This is a genomic window from Caulobacter sp. ErkDOM-E (assembly GCF_048541895.1).
GTDB lineage: Bacteria > Pseudomonadota > Alphaproteobacteria > Caulobacterales > Caulobacteraceae > Caulobacter.
In genome coordinates, this window is sequence record NZ_CP183331.1 from 3387003 (window position 1) to 3403984 (window position 16982).

The following is a 16982-nucleotide window of genomic DNA, read 5'->3' on the forward strand; positions in this document are numbered from 1 at the left end:
CCATGATTGAAGCCACTGTCTACGTGGTCGATGACGATGAAAGCGCCCGGGAGTCCCTGGCCTTCCTGCTGGAGTCCGCCGACTTCCAGGTGGTCGCCTATGCCAGCGCGCCGGCCTTCCTGGACGCCCTGCCCACCGCCCGGCCCGGCTGCGTGATCACCGACGTGCGCATGCCCGAAATGAGCGGTCAGGAGTTGGTCGCCCGGCTGGCGGCGCTGAATGCGCGCATGCCGGTGATCATGATCACCGGCCACGGCGACATCCCCATGGCGGTCGAGGCCATGCGGTCGGGCGTGGTCGACTTCATCGAAAAGCCGTTCTCCGAAAGCCGCATCCTGGACGCCCTGAAGCGGGCCATGAACGCCCTGGAATCGCCGTCCATGTCGGACGACCAGGCCGAGATCCTGCATCGGCTGGAAACCCTGTCGGAGCGCGAACGTCAGGTGCTGGACGGCGTCGTCGCCGGCCATCCCAACAAGGTCATCGCCCGTGAGCTGGGGATCAGTCCCCGCACCGTCGAGATCTATCGCGCCAAGCTGATGACCAAGATGCACGCCGACAACCTGGCCGCCCTGGTGCGGATGACACTGGCGGTTCGGGGTTAGTCTACCGCGAGCGCCGCCGCGATCTGCTGGCTGAGCGCGTCGGTCATCAGCGGCTTTTCCACGACCCGGACCTTGGCCCAGGCCGGCTGGCGGCGCGTCTGCCCCCCCGACATCAGGACCACCGGCGGGCGTCGCCGGAGCACCAGGTCGCGCAGGCGCGCATCGCAGGCCGGCTCGTCCAGCACGAAACAGGCGGCGTCCAGACGGCTCCAGCAGGCCAGCAGCGCCTGGGCCGCGCCAAAGACGCTGACCCGATAGCCCTCGGTCTCCAGTGAAAAGCGCAGGGCCTCTCGCAGGGCCTCGTCTTCATCGAGAACCACAATCAGGGGGCGCCGGGCGCGCTCGCCATCCAGGGCGTTGGAAACACCGCACATGACGCCATAGGCGCACGCCCGCTCGGGCTTTGCCTTGATCGAGCTCAAGCTGGGCCCCGAGACGCTCCGCAGACGCGCTTAAGTAGCGTCCCTTAGGCGTCGCACCCGAATTTACCCTGCGTCTCGCGCGTTCCAGAACGACACCCAACAAGGGACCGCCACATGCTCTCTCCGCTTCCCCAGTCCGTAACTCCGGCTCCGACCTCCGCCCCGTTCGGCTTCACCGGCCCCTGCCTTCGCCATGCGCGCGATGAGGAGATCTTCGGCGAGGGCGAGACGGCCGACCATGTCTATCAGGTCATTTCCGGCTCGGTTCGCACCTGCCGGACCCTGCGCGATGGACGGCGGCAGATCGACGAGTTCCACTTCGCCGGCGACTATTTCGGCCTCGAGGCCGGCGACCTGCATCGGGTAGCCGCCGAGGCCATGACCGAAACCACGGTGCGGATGGTGCGGCGCGGCGCGCTCAGCCAGCTGGCCGCGCAGCGGCCTGAGGTGGCCCGGGTGCTGTTTCGCCTGACCGTCGAGGGCCTGCAACGCAGTCAGGACCACGTCTTGATGCTGGGCCGCAAGTCAGCGCGCGAACGGGTGGTCGGCCTGCTGGTCGATCTGGCCGATCGCACCGGCGGTGATGAGTTGGACATCCCGATGTCGCGACAGGACATGGCCGACTATCTGGGCCTGACCATCGAGACGGTGTCGCGCACCCTGACCCAGTTGCAGGGCGATGGCGTCATCGCCATCCCGACCACGCGCCACATCGTACTGCGCGATGGCGTGGCCTTGCGGCGGCTGGCCAGCTAGGCTGTTGTTTTGACGCATTTTCTTCACGCGAACCGGAGCCCACTTCGCTCAAAAAGGCTTCAGCTGCCCTCGTCGCTGCGTTCCAGGCTGGCCAGGGTGGCCTCTTCCTGCGGATCGGCGTCGCTGACCTTGCGCAAGGCCGCCTGGCGCAGGGCATAGACCAGCAGGCCCAGCAGTATGACCGCATTGAGCACGAACGGCCCCCAGCCGATCCAGCGGTACAGCATCACAAACAGCGGACCGAACACGACGTTGAGCCCGTTGATCGCGGCGATCGCCCCGGCGGCGCCGGCTTGGTCCTTGGCGCCAACCGACAGCGAGGCCCCGGCCGTAAAGCCCGGCCGGGCGAAACCGTAGCCCAGATTGGCGATGGCGAACCCGATGGCCACGGCGGCGTAGTCCGGCGCGAAAGCCACGATCACATTGCCCACCGCCGCCGCCGCCACGCCCCAGCGCATCAGGTCGCGCGGCCGCATGGCGAACATCCGGATCAGGCCCCATTGAGCCAGCAGTCCGGCGACCGCCCCGGCCGCCATGGCCAGGGTGATATAGCCCTGGGCCTGCATGGGCGGCAGTTGCAGCTTGTCGATGATCAGGAAGCCCAGGGTCTGGGACTGGGCGGTCTGGCACGAGGCCACCAGGAAGCCATAGATCAGGAAGGGCTTGAGGCGCGGATCCTTCCACAGGGCCGCCCCCTCGCCCTTGAACGAAAGGCCAAAGCCCCTGCGCGGTGGCGCTTCGCCGTGACCGGGCTTGAAGGTTTCGGGCAGACCGCGCTGAACGACGACCACCATGATCCCGGCCAGGATGGCGAAGGCGAACATCGGCCCCGCCAGTCCCACCACCGGCAGGACGAACAGCGGCGCCAGCAGCGGCCCGACCACCGTGCCCAGGCCAAAGGCCCCGGCCAGCGTGGCCATGCTCTGGGTGCGCTCCTCGCGACTGGTGCGCTCAGCCATATAGGCCTGGGTGGCGGGATTGGACGCAGAGCCGAACAGACCAAACAAGGCCCGCGCCATCAGGAACAGAACAAAGATCACCATGGGCGCGACCATGTGATGCAGGCCGGCGCTGACCACGATGGCGCACAGGGTCATGGACACGCTAAAGCCGACCAGACCCAGCAGGATCAGGGGCTTGCGGCCATGCAGGTCCGACTGCCGGGCCCAGAACGGCGAGCTGATCGCCCACAGGACGGCCGACAGCGAGAAGATCGCCGCCACCAGCACGTCGGGAATGCCGATCTCCCGCCCGATGGCCGGCAACACCGACCACATGCCGCTGTTGCCCATGGCCGAAACCACGGACACGCCGAAGAGGATCGCGAAAGCGCCCCGGTTGCTTCGGGTTTCTTGTTCGGCGGTAGACATCAAACGACTGTTAGGCTGCTCGCCACCGGCGTGCAACTGACCACGGGCCCGCCCGCGGGAACCTTGGCTTAATCATTAACCGCGATGATGCCGCATCAATTCTCGGGGTCGGTCTTCCGTCATGTTCCAGATCATCGGCATCGTCCTGCTCTTCGCCCTGGTGTTTGGCAGCTACCTGATCTCGGGCGGCAAGATGGACGTGATCCTTCACGCCGCTCCGCACGAACTGATGGCCATCGGCGGGGCCGGCGTCGCCGCCTACCTGATCGCCAACTCGATGACGGTGATCAAGGGCACGGGCCCAGCCTTCGGCAAGATCTTCGGCGGTCCCAAGTGGAAAGCCTCCGACTATCGCGACCTTCTGGCCCTGCTGTTCCTGCTGACTAAGACGATGAAATCCAAGGGCGTGATCGCCCTGGAAAGCCACATCGAAAAGCCGCACGAAAGCTCGATCTTTTCGCGCTATCCCAAGATCGCCAAGGACCACTTCGCCGTCGACTTCATCTGCGACACCCTGCGGATGATGACCATGAACCTGGAAGATCCCCACCAGGTCGAAGACGCGATGGAGAAGCAGCTCGAAAAGCACCATCACGAAGCCCACGGCCCGGCCCACGCCCTGACCAATCTTTCGGACGGCCTTCCGGCTCTGGGTATCGTCGCCGCCGTGCTGGGCGTCATCAAGACCATGGGCTCGATCACCGAGCCGCCGGCCGTTCTGGGCGGCATGATCGGCGGCGCGCTGGTCGGCACCTTCATGGGCGTGTTCATGGCCTATGGCCTGGTCGGCCCGATGGCCACCCGCCTGGCGGGTGTGATCGACGAGGACGCGGCCTTCTACAGGATCATCCAGGCCGTCCTGGTCGCCCACCTGCACGGCAACGCCGCCCAGATCTCGGTCGAAATCGGCCGCGGCAACGTGCCCAGCACCGCCCAGCCCAGCTTCCTGGAGCTGGAAGAGGCCCTGGCGCAGATCCCCAACGAAGCCTGATCGGACGTATCGAGTCTGTCATCGAAGTAATCACGGCCGCGTGAAGTCACGCTTGCGCGCCCGTTCGAACCGGTATTCCCTTCGAAGGACAGACCTAGCGCACAAGCGCGCGCGACCCGCCTGACCAACAGCCGCAAGGGATTTCCCATGAGCACCACCGTTCTTCGCACGCTTCTGATCGCCAGCGTTGCCGCATCGGCTCTCTCGCTCGCCGCCTGCGGCAAGAAGGAAGAGGGCGGCGAGGCCTCGACCGCCGCCGCCGAGGCTGCCGCTGCCGGCGCCAGCACGGTGACCGACGCCGCCACCGCCAAGGACCAGGCCGCCGCCGACGCCAACAAGGCCGCCGCCGACGCCGCCGCCGCGCCGATGACCGAGGATGACACGGTCGCCGCCACGGGCGCGACCGCCGCCGAGGCCCCGGCCTCCGCCGCCAAGGAACCGGCCCAGCCGGCCCATGCGCCTGAAGAGAAAAAAGCCGCCCACTAAGCGACTTTTTGAGCCTGCCGATCGAAGGGGCCGCCTGACCGGGCGGCCCCTTTTTCGTGGCGTCTTGACAGGCTCACGGCCGGGACGGCTCTAACGCGCCATGATCGACCCCGCCCCGCAAGACGCCTCGCCCCTCGTCTGGAACGACGACGGCCTGCCGCGCTCGCGGCTCTATGGCGATGTCTATTTCTCCAGCGCCGATGGTCTGGCCGAGACCCGGGCCGTGTTCCTGACCGGCTGCGGCATGCCGGAAAACTTCGCGGGGCGTGACCGGCTGGTCGTCGGCGAGCTGGGCTTTGGCACGGGCCTCAACATCGCCGCCCTGCTGGATCTGTGGCGGCGTGAAGCCCCAGCGCAGGCGCAGCTGCACATCTTCTCGATCGAGGCCCATCCGATCTCGCGCGAAGACGCCGCCCGCGCCCTGGCCGTCTGGCCCGAGCTGGGCGAGGCCGCCCAGGTCCTGCTCGACCACTGGCCGGGCCAGGCGCGGGGCTTTCACCGCGTGGACCTGCCGGGCTTCCGCGCCACCCTGGATCTGGCGGTCATGGACGTGCGCCAGGCGCTGGACAGCTGGGACGGCGCCGCCGACGCCTGGTTCCTGGACGGCTTTTCGCCGGCCCTCAATCCGGCGATGTGGAGCGAGGACATCCTGGCCGCCGTCGCCGCCCGCTCGGCCCCCGGCGCGCGGGCCGCCACCTTCACCGTGGCCGGCGCGGTGCGGCGCGGCCTGCAGGCGGCCGGCTTCGAAATCGCCAAGCGCCCCGGCTTTGGCCGCAAGAAGGATCGGCTGGAAGCCTGGCTGCCGGGCGAGCCGCCCGCTCTACCCCGCCCCACCAGCCTGGCGATCATCGGCGGCGGGATCGCCGCCGCCGCCCTGGCCCGCGCGGCCGCATCGCAAGGCCTGGTTCCCACGATCGTCGACGCCGGCGAAGCGCCGGCCTCGGGCAACCCCGCCGCCCTCGTCACCCCCGCTCTCGACGCCGGCGGCGGCCCGCGCGCCGCATTCCCCGCCCAGGCCTTCGCCCGCGCGGTCCAGCTCTATGAAGCCCAGCCCGGCGCGGTGATCGCGCGCGGCGTGCTGCAACTGGCCCAGACCCAGCAGGTCGCCGACCGCTTCGCCGTGATCGCGGGGCAGGAGATCTTCGAGCCTGGATCGATGACCCTGCTGGCCTCGGCGTCCGAACGTCTGGGCGAACCCGCCGGCGCCGCCCTGGCCATGACAAAGGCGCTTGTGGTCGAACCGCGCGTGATCCTGGACGCCTGGCGGGGCCAGACCCTCGCCGCGCGGGTGCATGCCGTGGTTCGCGACGCCGACGGCTGGCGCCTGCTGGATGCCGAGGGGGCCGAGATCCTGCGCGCCGACCTGGTCGTGGTCGCGGCTGGCGCGGGGCTGGGCGGCCTTTTGCCCGGCCTGCGCCATCGCCCCGTGCGCGGCCAGGCCAGCTGGACGCCCCTGGCCGAGGGCCATAGCCAGGCTCCGGCGGCGTTCGGCGGCTATGCCATACCCACCCGGGAGGGCGTGCTGTTCGGGGCCACCCATGACCGCGACGTGCTGGACACAGACGAGCGGCCCGAGGATCACCTGCGCAATCTGGAGACCCTGGCCAAGGGCCTGCCGGCGCTGGCGGCCCAGCTGGATGGGGCGCCGCTGTCGGGACGCGCCGCAACGCGCGTGACCACAGCCGACCACCTGCCGCTGGCGGGTCGCTTGTCCGACGGACTGTTCGTCCTGGGCGGCCTGGGCGCGCGAGGGTTCTGTCTGGCCCCCTTGCTGGCCGAGCATATTGTGGCTGCGGCAATCGGCGCGCCATCGCCCCTCCCGCGCGAATTGTCGCGGTTGGTCGAACCGGAGCGTTTTGACTCGCCCGTGGCGAGAGCCTGCCTATAGTGGAGCTCGGAATTGGACCCTTGGGTCTGCGTGATCGAGCTTTTGTCGGCCCAGTTCGTGCTGACGAAGGGCGTCCGCCTCTGAAACGGCGCCCCAGGACATGCGGCCGACTCCCCCCAGTTGGCCCATGCCGGCGGCTTGCTAGCCCTCCAGGCTGCCGACGGCGACGCTCCCGACGCCCCATCGGGAGCGTCTTTCGTTTGGGTCTGCCGCCAAAGAAAAAGGGCCCGACCTTTCGGTCGAGCCCCCATCCTGTTGTCTGACGTCGAACCTAGAAGTTGATCGAGATCGTCGAACGACGGTTCAGAGGTTCCTTGACACCATCACCGGTGGCGACGGCCGGAGCGCTTTCGCCCTTCCAGTCGACGGCCAGGGTCGTGGCGACGACGCCCAGACCCACCAGGCCATCAGCGACGGCCTTGGCGCGGCGTTCCGACAGACGGGCGTTGTAGCGATCCGAACCCGACGTATCGGTGTGACCGGTGATCGTCAGCTTGGTGGCCGAACCGTTCCGGGCATAGTCAGCCGCCTGCTGGACCACAGCCTGGGCTTCCGGCGTCAGCACGTACTGATCGAACGGGAAGTAGACCATGAACTCGCGGGCTTCATAGACCGGAGCCGGCGGCGGGGGCGGAGGAGCCGGCGGCTCGGGCGGGGGAGCCGGGGGAGCCATCGGGGGCGGGGGCGGAGGAGCCGGCGGGGCCGGCGGCGCGCCGAAGGTGTAGCGCACGCCCAAGGTCACCGAGGTGTCCTTGTACTTGCCTTCATAGATGCCCGTGTCGGTGATCGAACCGACGCCCGGACCGGCGTTCTGCGTCACCTGACCCCACTTGAGGTCCTTGGTGGCCAGATAGCGGCCGGTCAGGTCCATGCTCCAGTTGGGGGCGAAGTCCCAGGCCAGGCCCAGCAGACCCTGATAGGCGAAGGCCTGATCAACGTCGTCGAAGCTGACATTCTGGAACGGCGCGCCGCCGGCCGGAACGCCGCTCAGCTGACCATAGACCTTGTTGTGCACCCAGGCCGCGCCGGCGCCGGCGCCGATGAACGGATGGAGACTGGACTCCGGCATGAAGTCATAGATGACATTGGCCATCAGGGTGGTGGCCTTCATCTCGCCGTTCGGCTCGCCGCAGGCGGGCGACGCCGCGGTGCGGATCGGGCCGGCGGTGCAGAGACCGATCGGCTGAGCGCCGGAAAGTCCCGAACCACGAACGCCGTCGATATCGGCGCCGCGATAGCCGTACTCGGCTTCAACGCGCCAGTTGGGGGTGAACTTGTAGCCCAGACGACCAAAGGCCGCCCAGTCTTCCTTCTGGGAGAAGTCCCAGTTGTAACCCTTGGACGACGTCGCCTTGACGTCGTTCGGCATGTGGTAGCCGGCGTCGCCGGCAACGTACCAACCGCTCGTCGCGCTTTGGGCTGACGCGCTCGTGGCGGCGCAAAGCGCGACCACCGCGACGCCGGCCAACAATTGGAATCTCATGGTTTGCACCCTCGCTGGAATTGTCATGGGGCCGACCCGGAGGCGGACCCGACAGGACAAACGCAGCAGCGGGGATTTCGTATGTGTCCTAATGGCCACATTTCGAGAAACCGAAGCATCCGGCCCCGGAACATCGACGCAGAGCGGAGCGAGCGGAGGCCGCTGACCAAGTTCAAACGCGTCGACTGGAACGCTTCAAGCTGAGGCGTCCCGGAGGAAGAAATTTAGGAAGGGAATGGTGGACGCGACAGGGCCGATTGGGTGGGCTTTCTCACGGTCGCCCAACGGTCCACCCAGACCGTCCTCCACCGTCTCTACGGCAGCGTTGTTGATGGCGTCGTCGGCCATGTTTGGACCTCCTAGACTCGGGTGCGGATTGGCCGTCAGGCTGCCGATCCGAACGATGCGAGGTCAACGATGTTGGCGGCGGCACCATGCCTGTGCGCCGGATTTAACGGCCGTTAAATCTGGATCACGCCGACGCGACGGGCTGGCCACGGTCCTCTTCGACCGTCTGCATGGACCGTTTCGTCCGCATGACGGTGGCCGTGGACACGCCGGTAGCTTTGGCGACCGCCCGGATCGACATGCCGTCAGAGAGGGCTTTCCTGACCCTATCGAGACGGATCGGCGCAACCGGCGGGCGGCCGAAGCGCGTGCCCTTCGCGCGCGAGCGTTCCTGCCCGGCGATGATGCGGCTGGTGATGATCGCCCGCTCGAACTCGGCGAAGACGCCCAACATCTGGAAGAGCATCCGACCGGACGGCGTGCTCGTGTCGATGGCCTGCTGGTGCAGATAGAGGTCGCAGCCTTGGCCACGCACATCGCTCAGGAAGGCCACCAGATCGCTCAGAGAGCGTCCCAGTCGGTCCACCGACCACGACGCTACGATTTCCACCTCGCGTCGCGCCACGGCCTTTAGGAGGGCGTCGAAGCCCGGCCGCTTGTCCCTGCCTTTGGCCCCGCTGATGCCCTCGTCGGCGAAGGTCTGGACGATGGTCCAGCCCGACCGGGCGGCGACTTCGTTGAGGATGAGAAGCTGGTTCTCGACGGTCTGCTGATCGGTCGAGACACGGACGTACAGGGCGGCGCGCTTCAGGCGGGTTCTCCGTGGTGATTGGTGGGCTGGATCAGATGCTCATGGCTCGGCGGGGGGGCAAGCCAACGGTCGCTTCCGACCGCGTGACAAAACCCCCTCTATAAACGGCGGCTAGAATCCGTTGCCGGGCCTCGATCTGGCGCCCTCGGAATCGCGTGCTGGAAAGCATCTGATTGAGTCACATCACCAACCTGGCGGTTCAGTCGTTCCTGCACAGGGATTATCGGAGGAACGCTAGGGGCTGATGATCGCCCCCTTGTTCCGACAAGACTTTCTGGGCGCCAACAGCGGGACATTCGGGAGGTTTGGATGAACGGTTGCGCGCCGATCTGCGCGCCCGTTGTCGTCGGAAACCCCTACGGATGTCTCCCTCCTTACTGAGTCTATAAAGGAACGAGATAAGTGAAGGGGAAATCACCTCACCTCCGTTCGACCATCACCCAAGCGTCGGGCGCGCAATCGTCAGGACAAGCAGTCAGGACGATGGGGGCGAACAGCTTCGCCTCCTCAACCCCTCGAACTCGAAACCACAACGCCATGTCGGGTCAACACGCGACAACCAAGCCTCCCAATGGGTTAGCTGATAGCCTGTTCCTTCTGAAAGCCTCGCTCTTCCAATTCCCCCAAAGCCGCCACTAACCGGAGGCTTTGCTTCTCGTTCGGAAAGCTGCCCGGCTTGCCCGCGACCGCCAGAAGGGAATGGTCACTCAGGCTGAGCAGCTTGTGCTTGGCGGCGAACAAGGCCGCGCTCTTCCACAGTGCTGGTCCGAGTTGCAGGACGCGCGCTTGAGCCTCGATGCCGTTGTCCATCTTCTGGGCCTTCTTGGCATCCTTCGCCACGGCACGTTTCGCGTGGCGATCCAGGAGCAGGCCTTCGATGTCCTCTGGCAATGCAAACGCCACGTCCTGCACCCTGGCCCAGCAGGCTTGCTTCTTTGCCCATTCAGTGACGTTCGCGACTGTCGAGCCTGGTTGCGTCACCGCTGATCGGATCGTGGCGGCAATGTCGAGCATGGTGCGCGCCAATTCGACGGGGATGGCCTGAGCCTTCCAGATCGCATCAAAGTCGAGAACGCATTCCCTGGCCTTGATGAGTTGATCCAGCTTGGCGATGGTGTAGGCGACCAGTTGGGCGCGATACCCTCCCTCGTCCTTGTACCATTGCTGTTCGCTGATGTTCCGCTCCAGCCCTCGGAACACGATCGCCTTGGCGACCACGCTGCGGAAGTAGAATTCGTTTACGGAGTCGCTGTCCTTCTCCCAACGTTTCCCCATCAATCGAGCGTACTCGGCGAAGGTGTGCTGCGCGCCCTTGCTGACCAGGAAGGGACACTCCTCCCATGCCATTTCAAACTTCGCCAAGTCGGTCTTGGCGAAGCTCTGCACCTTCGGGAATTCCTCGTCGAAACGCTTCCGCTGCGCGACGGTGAGATAGGCGCGAGCGTCCGCATAGGAGCCTCTCGCGCGCTCATAGAACCACTTGGTCTGTCGGAACGAGCCGTCAGCCGCTGGCGCCCAGATACGCCTCGAAAACTCCTCCATCCGAATATGGAAGGGATGGTTTGCGAAGAAATCGGCGGCGTTGACGCGGTTCTGGCTGTTGGCAAATTCCGAGATCTTTGGAACGACCTCGGTCGCACGAGCGGGATCGACGACCGACAATTTCATCTGAACAAAGATGCGAGAAAGGTCCGCCTTGTCCTTCTTGCTCGCCGAGAAGATCGACGCCGTGGTCTGTCCACCGTTGACTATCTGCAGGTTTGTCAGGCGGCGGATATAGGTCGTTCCGTTCTCAATGACGGTCTCCACCTCCTCGGCGGTCGCCGTCACCCCATTGTTGTAGGCGAAGAACATCGATGGGTCGTTCAGGATGGTGTTGCGGATCCCCTTGTTAACCCCGCCGCGCGCCTGCAAGAATGAGCGGACATTCTGTTCCAGCAGCCTGGCGCCCCACTGGTCGTAGATCCGCGAGAGCAACTGCCCCGGCACGACTGATAGGTAGGCCTCGTAGCCGTCACCGCCGACGTGCGCTGGAAGGCAGGGCAGCAACTCTCCGAACTGCTCCTCGAAATCGATCTGGATGTCTTCCTTGCCGCGCCCCGACGAGACCAGTCGATGAAGGCGGCCGACGTCCCACACATTGTATGTGACCGGGATCCCAGCGGTGATCGAGGCCTCGATCCCCTTGAATGAAGCGGCGAGATTTCTGTTGCTGATCAGGAAAAGCCGCACTCGGTTGATGCCGAGCTTTCTGGCGCTAATGAGTTCAGCAAGGCCGTAGCCAGGAGACGACTCTTCGAGCTGCTCCCTGAATCCTGGCTCAAGAGCCTTGGTCAGGAACTGCTCAAGTTTCTTGAACGCGGACGCCACATCTCTCTGAGAAAGCGGTGCGATTGCGGGGTCCTGATTGAAATCAGAAATCGCGAGCGACAGAACGCCCTCTGCATCATTGGGATCGCCGCCGTAGGCATCGACCCTATCTCGCACCGCCCCTGCTGCAGTTCTTGTAGCGTATTGTGAAATGTCCAAGGTGGCGATTTCACCGGCGTCGATCAGCCATTCGCCGTATTGTTCGAGGAAGGCGGTCTCCAAGAAGCGCCCTGCGGCGTCGGCGTGAGCCCGAACTTCATTGAAGAAGTCTTCGTGAAACTCCTCGATGGTGTCGGCCATCACGCCTTCTCCGTGCTGAGAATGTCGATGTCTGCGACCTCAAATGGAGCGCAGATATTCAGCGCGAGCCAATAGCTCACATTGGAAACGCCCGTCGGCAGGCTGCTTGCCTCCAGCCTTGGGAAGCTCTCATTGACGCGGAACGCCGACGTGGAAATGGCCGACCACCATGCGTCGCCATAATCGTGGTCAACCGAGTAGCCGACGCTCAGAAGGCGCGCTTCAAAGCCTTCTTCAGACGAGGGATCTGCCGCGCACAGGGCCTTCCTCACACGCTCGACAAGCATGTCCAGCGTGAATGCGGAGGCAGTTTCCGGGGCCGTAGGCGTGAGCGCGTGTACCAGCAGGAATAGGTCTTGCCCTTCGACAAGCTGAAGCTGGTGCTCCGAGGACACCTTGATTGCATCCTTGCCTATGTGCCTTGACTTGACCTCGACCGCTCGGCCACCAAACGCGAAATCCTTTGGTTCACCCAACGGCCCTCGCCACGCTTCGAGCGCCGTCTTCGGCGTCAGTGTCGATGCAAGCCTTTCCAGGAACAGCAGCTCGCCGATCAAGCCCTGTTGCTCTTCGGGTCCCAGGCGCGGGCGAGTCGCACCACGCAACAGGCTATGCCATTTCCACGCCCTTCTAATGGTGGCCGTCAGAAAGGCTTGAGGCCCCGATAATCCTCGGCAGGCATCAACGATGTCATCGCAGAGCTTCCTGAAAAGCTCGCGGTCCTCCTCGCGCCGCAGCACGAGGACAAACGCATGCTTGCCGTCTTGGTCAGGCGCCTCGACGATCTCGATGCCATTGAGTTCAGGACGAGCGTCATCGACCTGGGTTGCTTCAGGCGTAACCAACACGAGAGCGCAACGCCCTCCTGCATCACGCGCCCAGAAAAAATCCGCAGCGTGTGATGGATCGACACGCCTCAGCAGCATTCCATCCTGCGCGCGACCAATGCTTGACCAAGGATCGGCTGTCATTCTTGGTCCAGTTCCTCGTCGCGATCGTCGTCCCCGATGTACTGCTTCCACCACAATCCGTTGACGGCATACTTGACCGTCGGCGGGCTTCCCTCGGCTTGGGGGAAGCTGATACCCCAGGTTATCAACGGCAACTCGAACATCGAATCCCCAGCTTCTCCCTTGGTGAGATTGACGGGTTGAATCACCAGCAGGGGACGTTGCCGGGCCTTTCGGTATTCGAAATCGGGGAGGTTCTTAACGCCACGAGCGCGTGCGTCTTCCTTCACACTTTGGCGCTGCTCCTCCGACAATCCGATGGCTTCCACTCCCCGCGAGGACACGCGGTTTCTCGTCCCGACAAGCACCAGATCCTTGTGCGCAGTCTCCAGAACTCCTGCGCGACTTTGGCAGCGTACTGAAAGGTCGGGATCTGTGGGGGCGGAAGTTTCACTCACGCCAACGATCGCTACGTCCCAATTTTTTGCTCCGGTTTTCGCTACCTCGTTGATGAAGGCGGCAACGGGTTCGGACTGCGTGGCGATGCTCCGGTCGTTGTTTTTGAAGGCCCGGATGAAGTCATGGACCAAGGCGTAATCCACCCCCTGCCATAGCCGGTGACGATCTTGCCAATCAGCATTTTGGCCGTCGGAGCCCGTGATCTCCTGCAAGCGGTCAATCAGTGCGACCGCTGCCATCCGATTTGCGTCGGTCCGCGCTCGATCAGAATAGAGGGCATAGGTCTCGATGAACCGCCCCGAGAGGCCAATGACCACTGGTACGGACTGAGCCGTCCTCATCTTGTTCTTCGCGGTGACGATCAAGGTGTCCGGGTGCGCTCTGACCCGCAACCCGAATTGAGCGGGTGTCATCTTCGCCTGTTCCATACGGCGAAGTTCGTCGCGCAGCTCTTCAATGGATTCGCTGACGTGTTCGTACCAGCCGCGCGCTTCCGGCGGCATCCAGATGCGGCAGAGGTCCTCGTATCCTGGCCGATAACCGAACCAGCGTCCCATCTGGAGCAGGGTGTCGTACATCATTGAATTTCGCAGGAAGTAACTCACGGTCAGCCCCTCCAGCGTAAGGCCACGCGAGAGGCTGAACCCGCCAACGGCGATGACCTGAAGTCCTGTGTCTGGGTAGGCGTCGTAGGCCAGACTTCCCGAGGAGCTGCTGTTGACCTCGACCACCTGGATGGGTGCGGCCGCCTCAAGCAGGACGCCTTGGATCTGCGCCCAGGAAACGCCGAGGCTCCGGTATTCACGCTCCCAGGACTGTCGGAGATCCTGAAGGTGTTCGTTCCGCAAAGCGTCCGCCTCGGACTTGGCGCCGTCGTGACGGATGGCTCGAACTACCCTGTCCAGATAATCGTGAATGAGGTTTCGGAGTTGCTTCTGCACGGCGGTAAAGCGAGAGGCATTGACCAGCATGCTCGTGTGCTTGGAGCCCTGCCCACGGAGGACCCGCAGCGCACGCGCCAGTACAAATACGCGAACAGCCTCCATGAGGCTTTCGGGAAGGCCGGTGACAGCCAAGGACTGCTTGTGAACAAGCGGAAGGTGATCGGCGTTGTCGGTGATCGGTCGGAGGAATTCTCCCCCTTCTTCCTCCTGAAAGATACGAGACGCGCCAAAATAATTATTCGGCGGATCGAGTGTCACGATAAAATTCTTGGGGAAAAGATCGCCCTGCAACATCTCATCGTCGTTATCTGGATCAATGAAGATGTTGGCAAAAGGAGTAGCCGTGTAGCCGACGTAGCATTTTCTATTGAAAAGATTTAATAGCCCACGAATCAATTTGTTTATCTTCGTGGCCTCGTCTGGATTTCCCGACGTGTTGATCGACGCATTGTCAGCTTCGTCGTCAATCAAGAGCATGGGATAATCTACGAGAGATTTAGTCCAGCCGGTGTTGTGCGCGCGAAGCCATTCCGTAAGGTTTCGCAGCGTGTGCATGTTTTTCTTTATGACGAGCACAAGCGGCACATTCAGCGCCCCAATGTCCATGCCTGCGGCCTCGGCGATCTTCGTGTTGAAGTCGCTCGTCGCATTCGTCAGGGTGATCGGTGTCTTGGCGGATGCAAAGCGGGAGACGCCAATGAAGGGCTTGTTGGGCTTGCCGCTGTCGCGACCCACAAAGCCTTCATCAATACGCTGTTGGGTCTGATTTCGCAGGTTGTTGTGGATGCCCGCGATGACGACGATCAGTTTGTAGCCAGCGTCTGCGGCCTTGCAGATCAAGCCGGTATAGTTCGCGGTCTTGCCCGACTGAACGTGACCTACCACCATGCCTCGGCGATCCCATTCGCCAGATTTCCTCGGATCTTCAAGCAGTCCGGCAATACGATCCGTGGCCTCGTCCAAGGTGGCCAGCACCTGGGGCGCGAAGTTGCGCTCCTGCATCAGCAGCCGATAGCGATCCCAGTAGTAGGGCTCGATGCCCGCCTTGGCAGCGGGATACCACTCCGTGACCGTCTCATCCTGCACTGCCGAGCCGAGCGTCATGTGGATGTCGAGTTGGCTCTCGATTTCCTTCGCAAGGCGCTCAGCGTCATCGTCGGAGACGCTGAATGTCGGGATGACGCGAAACTGATTTATCGTCGCCCGGATGTTCTCGGGCGTTGGGGCGCCTGCCTTCGCAATCAAGGGGCGGACCACGGTTAGTAGCATCTCGTAGGCGTCAGACATCGACGGGCTCGCTTCCTTGGAAGGCATTCTTGATGAGGGGCTCAACCGCAGTCCAACTGGAGCAATAAGGCTCGGCCCGGTGCAGATCACCAAGGACGGTCTCCAGCGTCGCGCCCTGCGCGCGGAGCACCTGCACAGTCAGCCGCACCAGTGTTTCCAGGTCATCTTGAGGCAGGGCTGCGGGTTTGAGCGCCTTTGGATCAGATGCCGTATCCGAGAACACGGCATCGACGGGAAACGCGCGCTCCACGGTCTTCAGAAACGTCTCAAGATCGGAGGCCTGCTGGTCGGTTAGTTCATCCGAGATGTGAGCCAGCAAGGGATGGTCGCGATTGATCTCGTAGGAGACGTGCCCCTTGTCCACGCGGCGATGCCAGAGCGTGGACTTGCTGTCGGCCGTAGCGACATGCCCCTTCGCGGTGAAGACACGCTTCGATGGATTGGCAATCTCGTTGATCAGAGCGCGAAGTCTCTCCCGCACCACATAGGGTGGCTGGGCGGACGCCTTTCTCACATCGATCTTCCAGAAGGAGTCCAAGCCGTTCGGCATGTCGATCCTGACCCGCGCCAACTTGGTCAGTTCACTCTGCCGGGCGAGGCGGAACCAGGTTCCATGGATGATCAGGCGGCCTCCACGATAGACGTAAAAACCCTGGTTCTTCAGGTAGCCACCTTCACCCGCATAACGCTCCCAATCTTGCAGGCTGACCTTGTTGTGGTGCGGCAGGACAAACCCTTCGACCTGGACGACTTGGCCCGCCACCCGAATGGTCTCGACCGGTAAGCGCTGTGTCGCGGGCGACTTCGTGTGGAACGGATCGAAGGGCGTGAGGTCCCGACCATTCATCAGGATCCGCACCTTGGGCAGGCCCTTCTCGCCTTGCAGAAAGCGATGGAAAACCAATTCAAGGTGCCGCCGTGCGCTATCCAGGCGGTCGAGCATATGATCAGCGTTCGATGCACCGCTCGTTGCATCTACGAGCCGATCCAGCTTCTGCCAGACCACAGCGGTTCCCTTGTTCGCCAAGCCAGCAACACCGGCAACAGCGAGCGGATCGAAAGTCGGTGGCAACTGGAGAATCCAGTCGTCACGCTCAACAACGAAGTCGAGGTCCCAGCGAGCCGCCGAGGTTTCGCCACCCTGTCTGGTCACGACCGTAAGGCAACGAGCCTGCGAGAAGGAGGCGGTCTTCAATCCGAGGCCAAATCGGCCAAGATCTCGGCTCCCTCGCGCGTCACGCGGGCTCTGGCTGCCTGGCCGCAATGCGGCCAGCAGCTCGGCTTTGGTCATGCCGTCGCCATCGTCCACGATTGAGAGGTAAGGAGAGGAGGAACTGGTGTCGTAGCTGATTGAGACGGTCGTCGCGCCCGCGCTGATCGAATTGTCGATCACGTCGGCGAGCGCCGTTTCCAATGAGTAGCCAATGTCGCGCATGGCCTCGATGAGCGAGGCGGCACTCGGTGCTGCCCTGTGCTCGTTTTCACCTTGCGCCTTGTCGATCACAACGCCTCCCCCGAGGGCCTCATGCATAAGTTGCATCGGTTATCGCCGATTTAATCAGCGACATGGGT

At 63.7% G+C, this 16982-nt stretch carries 14 protein-coding genes; 5 read left to right on the plus strand and 9 right to left on the minus strand.

Annotated features, from left to right (window positions below; all coding sequences use genetic code 11):
- The first annotated feature begins 2 nt into the window (after window positions 1-2).
- The gene (fixJ, locus tag ACN2C7_RS16595) at window positions 3-605 is read left to right on the plus strand and encodes a response regulator FixJ (RefSeq protein WP_419318377.1); all 603 of its coding nucleotides are present in this window, start codon (window positions 3-5) and stop codon (window positions 603-605) included.
- On the opposite strand, the gene ACN2C7_RS16600 is transcribed toward fixJ, so the two are convergent.
- A complete protein-coding gene (locus ACN2C7_RS16600) occupies window positions 602-1027 on the minus strand; it encodes a nucleoside transporter (protein ID WP_419318379.1) in 426 nt (141 codons plus the stop codon). The genes fixJ and ACN2C7_RS16600 overlap by 4 nt on opposite strands.
- Before the next feature lie 114 nt (window positions 1028-1141).
- Here ACN2C7_RS16600 and ACN2C7_RS16605 point away from each other — a divergent pair, with 114 nt between their 5' ends.
- Window positions 1142-1783 (plus strand): helix-turn-helix domain-containing protein, encoded by a 642-nt coding sequence (locus ACN2C7_RS16605; RefSeq protein ID WP_419318381.1) that lies wholly within the window; start codon window positions 1142-1144, stop codon window positions 1781-1783.
- 59 nt (window positions 1784-1842) lie between these two features.
- Here ACN2C7_RS16605 and ACN2C7_RS16610 read toward each other — a convergent pair whose 3' ends face one another.
- The gene (locus tag ACN2C7_RS16610) at window positions 1843-3153 is read right to left on the minus strand and encodes an MFS transporter (RefSeq protein ID WP_419318383.1); all 1311 of its coding nucleotides are present in this window, start codon (window positions 3151-3153) and stop codon (window positions 1843-1845) included.
- 121 nt (window positions 3154-3274) lie between these two features.
- Here ACN2C7_RS16610 and motA point away from each other — a divergent pair, with 121 nt between their 5' ends.
- The 3 genes from motA (at window position 3275) to mnmD (ending at window position 6518) form a co-directional block, all read left to right on the plus strand.
- Window positions 3275-4144 (plus strand): flagellar motor stator protein MotA, encoded by an 870-nt coding sequence (motA, locus tag ACN2C7_RS16615; RefSeq protein ID WP_419318385.1) that lies wholly within the window; start codon window positions 3275-3277, stop codon window positions 4142-4144.
- 147 nt (window positions 4145-4291) lie between these two features.
- Entirely contained in the window at window positions 4292-4630 is a 339-nt protein-coding gene (locus ACN2C7_RS16620) for a hypothetical protein (RefSeq protein ID WP_419318387.1), read from the plus strand.
- Between the two features lie 100 nt (window positions 4631-4730).
- The gene (mnmD, locus tag ACN2C7_RS16625; RefSeq protein ID WP_419318389.1) at window positions 4731-6518 is read left to right on the plus strand and encodes a tRNA (5-methylaminomethyl-2-thiouridine)(34)-methyltransferase MnmD; all 1788 of its coding nucleotides are present in this window, start codon (window positions 4731-4733) and stop codon (window positions 6516-6518) included.
- Window positions 6519-6789: 271 nt separating this feature from the next.
- Here mnmD and ACN2C7_RS16630 read toward each other — a convergent pair whose 3' ends face one another.
- From ACN2C7_RS16630 to ACN2C7_RS16660, 7 genes are all read right to left on the minus strand, one after another.
- Complete coding sequence (locus ACN2C7_RS16630) at window positions 6790-8001, minus strand: OmpA family protein (RefSeq protein ID WP_419318391.1); 1212 nt, start codon at window positions 7999-8001, stop codon at window positions 6790-6792.
- Between the two features lie 195 nt (window positions 8002-8196).
- Window positions 8197-8349 carry a hypothetical protein gene (locus ACN2C7_RS16635; protein WP_419318393.1) on the minus strand — a complete coding sequence of 51 codons (153 nt, stop codon included), beginning with the start codon at window positions 8347-8349 and terminating at the stop codon, window positions 8197-8199.
- Window positions 8350-8473: 124 nt separating this feature from the next.
- Complete coding sequence (locus ACN2C7_RS16640) at window positions 8474-9100, minus strand: recombinase family protein (RefSeq protein WP_419321487.1); 627 nt, start codon at window positions 9098-9100, stop codon at window positions 8474-8476.
- 576 nt (window positions 9101-9676) lie between these two features.
- Window positions 9677-11770 carry an AIPR family protein gene (locus tag ACN2C7_RS16645; protein ID WP_419318395.1) on the minus strand — a complete coding sequence of 698 codons (2094 nt, stop codon included), beginning with the start codon at window positions 11768-11770 and terminating at the stop codon, window positions 9677-9679.
- Entirely contained in the window at window positions 11770-12741 is a 972-nt protein-coding gene (locus tag ACN2C7_RS16650) for a PD-(D/E)XK motif protein (protein ID WP_419318397.1), read from the minus strand. Before ACN2C7_RS16650 ends, ACN2C7_RS16645 begins: the two co-directional genes overlap by 1 nt.
- Complete coding sequence (locus ACN2C7_RS16655; RefSeq protein ID WP_419318399.1) at window positions 12738-15410, minus strand: Z1 domain-containing protein; 2673 nt, start codon at window positions 15408-15410, stop codon at window positions 12738-12740. Before ACN2C7_RS16655 ends, ACN2C7_RS16650 begins: the two co-directional genes overlap by 4 nt.
- Window positions 15403-16914, minus strand: coding sequence for an ATP-binding protein (locus tag ACN2C7_RS16660; protein WP_419318402.1), 1512 nt, complete (start codon window positions 16912-16914; stop codon window positions 15403-15405). The genes ACN2C7_RS16655 and ACN2C7_RS16660 overlap by 8 nt, the downstream gene beginning before the upstream one ends.
- Between the last annotated feature and the right edge of the window lie 68 nt (window positions 16915-16982).